This is a genomic window from Streptomyces sp. NPDC005266 (assembly GCF_040607655.1).
Classification (GTDB): Bacteria; Actinomycetota; Actinomycetes; order Streptomycetales; family Streptomycetaceae; genus Streptomyces.
Map to the genome: position 1 here is coordinate 64364 of NZ_JBEXHC010000011.1, position 2348 is coordinate 66711.

Here is a 2348-nt window from a genome sequence, read left to right on the forward strand (position 1 = left end):
GACGAGGGTCTCCTGGAGCCCGCCGAGCCAGAAGTACGCCATCACCATCGGCTTGCGCGGATCGGTGTCCGGCAGCTCCAGCAGCTCGCCGCCGTCGTCCCCGATCAACCCGGCGATTACGGCATAAGGGTCTCGACGAGGGTCTCCTGGAGCCCGCCGAGCCAGAAGTACGCCATCACCATCGGCTTGCGCGGATCGGTGTCCGGCAGCTCCAGCAGCTCGCCGCCGTCCTCCTCGTCGGTGACTTCCAGCCGGGTCCCGATGGCCAGCCGCAGATCGTTGAGGGCGGTGAGCCACTGCCGGGATCGCTGCGGCGCCAGCTCCAGGACGGCCGGGCCCCTGGTGAGGGAACCGGTGGTCAGGGAGTCGAGGTCGCGCACCATCGCCAGGGCGTCGTCGCGCTTGCGGGCCCGCAGGTCGTTCTCGGTGTAGCGGCGGAACTCCGCCGAGGCGGCCCGTGCCTCCTTCTCCTCGTCGGGCCCGAGCCCCTGGTCCGGGGCGACATAGGCATCGGGGAAGAGCCGGGCCAGCGCCGGGTCGGCGGGCGGCTTGCTGGGCCCCTCGGCGAAGAGCGCGTCCAGCGGGTCCCCTCCCCCGGCCGGCTGGGCACCGGGGCCGATCAGCTCCGCGAGCTGGACGGCCAGGCTGCGCAGGATGGAGACCTCCACCTCGTCCAGGGCGACGGAGGCGCCGCCGTCGGGCAGCGGTTCGAAACGTCCCGACATCAGCGCTCCTGCTGGAGGGTCGCCCACAGGCCGTATCCGTGCATGGCCTGCACGTCGCGCTCCATCTCCTCGCGGCTGCCGCTCGAGACGATCGCGCGGCCTTTGTGATGGACGTCCAGCATCAGTTTGTGCGCCTTGTCCTTGGAGTAGCCGAAGTAGCTCTGAAAGACGTATGTCACATAGCTCATGAGATTGACCGGGTCGTTGTGCACGACGGTCACCCAGGGAACGTCCGGCTCGGGCACCTCCATCGGTGCTTCACGGGACTCCGGACGTTCGATCTCCACGGGGCTGACACTCACACCCCAATGCTGCCACCCGGCAGGGGCCGTCGCGCAAACCGGCACCCAGATCTCGTCACTCTGACGAGTAAGGGAGGTAGCATCATCGACTATGAACACTGCGGACTTGGGACTGCCGGTGGACGTGCCGTCGACAGCGCTGTTCACCGACCGGTACGAACTCACCATGCTGCAGGCCGCGCTGCGGGCCGGCACCGCCGGCCGCCGCTCGGTCTTCGAGGTCTTCACCCGCCGGCTCCCCGAAGGCCGCCGCTACGGCGTCGTCGCCGGCACCGGCCGGGTCCTGGACGCGGTCGAGAACTTCCGCTTCGAGGGGCGGGTGCTGGACTTCCTCGCCCACCACCGGATCGTGGACGAACCGACGCTGCACTGGCTCGCCGACTACTGCTTCCGCGGCGACATCTGGGGCTATCCCGAGGGCGAGGTCTACTTCCCGGGCTCACCCCTCATGCGGGTGGAGGGCACCTTCGCCGAGGCGGTGCTGCTGGAGACCGTCATCCTCTCCATCCTCAACCACGACTCCGCGGTGGCCGCCGCCGCGTCCCGGATGTCGGTCGCCGCCGGCGACCGGCCGCTGATGGAGATGGGCGCGCGCCGCACCCATGAGCTGGCCGCCGTCGCCGCGGCCCGCGCCGCGTACGTCGGCGGCTTCGCGACCACCTCCGACCTCGCGGCCGGATTCCGGTACAACATCCCGACCGTCGGCACCAGCGCCCACGCCTTCACGCTGCTGCACGACAACGAGCGCGACGCCTTCACCGCACAGGTCGAGTCGCTCGGCAGCGACACCACCCTGCTGGTGGACACCTACGACGTCGCCGACGCCGTGCGCACCGCCGTGGAGGTGGCGGGGCCGAAGCTGGGCGCCGTGCGGATCGACTCCGGCGATCTGCTGCTGCTCGCCCACCGGGTGCGCCAGCAGCTGGACGAGCTGGGCGCCAAGGACACCAAGATCGTGGTCACCAGCGATCTCGACGAGTACGCCATCGCCTCGCTCGCCGCCGCTCCCGTGGACGCGTACGGGGTGGGCACCCAGCTGGTGACCGGCAGCGGGCACCCGACCTGCTCGATGGTCTACAAGCTGGTCGCGCGGGCCGGCTCGGACGACCCGCGGGCGCCGCTGCTGCCGGTGGCCAAGAAGTCCATGGGCCCCAAGGCCTCGGTCGGCGGCCGTAAATGGGCGGCGCGGCGGGTGGACGCGGACGGGGTGGCCGAGGCCGAGGTGGTGGGCACCGGTGAGATCCCGCCGGACCTCGCCGACCGGCAGCTGCTGGTGGAGCTGGTGCGCGGCGGGGAGATCGTGGCCCGTGAGCCGCTGGCG

The 2348-nt window shown here is 71.0% G+C and carries 3 protein-coding genes and 1 pseudogene; 1 reads left to right on the forward strand and 3 read right to left on the reverse strand.

The window, feature by feature from the left end:
• The 3 genes and pseudogenes from ABZU99_RS20855 to clpS all read right to left on the reverse strand — a co-directional run.
• A pseudogene (locus ABZU99_RS20855) lies at positions 1-99 on the reverse strand (DUF2017 family protein); the annotation flags it as partial.
• Between the two features lie 17 nt (positions 100-116).
• On the reverse strand, positions 117-725 hold the full coding sequence (locus ABZU99_RS20860) for a DUF2017 domain-containing protein (protein WP_356048740.1): 609 nt from the start codon (positions 723-725) through the stop codon (positions 117-119).
• Entirely contained in the window at positions 725-1027 is a 303-nt protein-coding gene (clpS, locus tag ABZU99_RS20865) for an ATP-dependent Clp protease adapter ClpS (protein ID WP_355945037.1), read from the reverse strand. Before clpS ends, ABZU99_RS20860 begins: the two co-directional genes overlap by 1 nt.
• Positions 1028-1118: 91 nt before the next feature.
• On the opposite strand from clpS, the gene ABZU99_RS20870 reads away from it, so the two are divergent.
• On the forward strand, positions 1119-2348 hold a 1230-nt coding region (locus ABZU99_RS20870; RefSeq protein ID WP_356227931.1), incomplete at its 3' end, for a nicotinate phosphoribosyltransferase.

Bases quoted from the DNA above. Each gene is read 5' to 3' on its own strand.
- ABZU99_RS20860 (WP_356048740.1), bottom strand. From the start codon at position 725: ATGTCGGGACGTTTCGAACCGCTGCCCGACGGCGGCGCCTCCGTCGCC.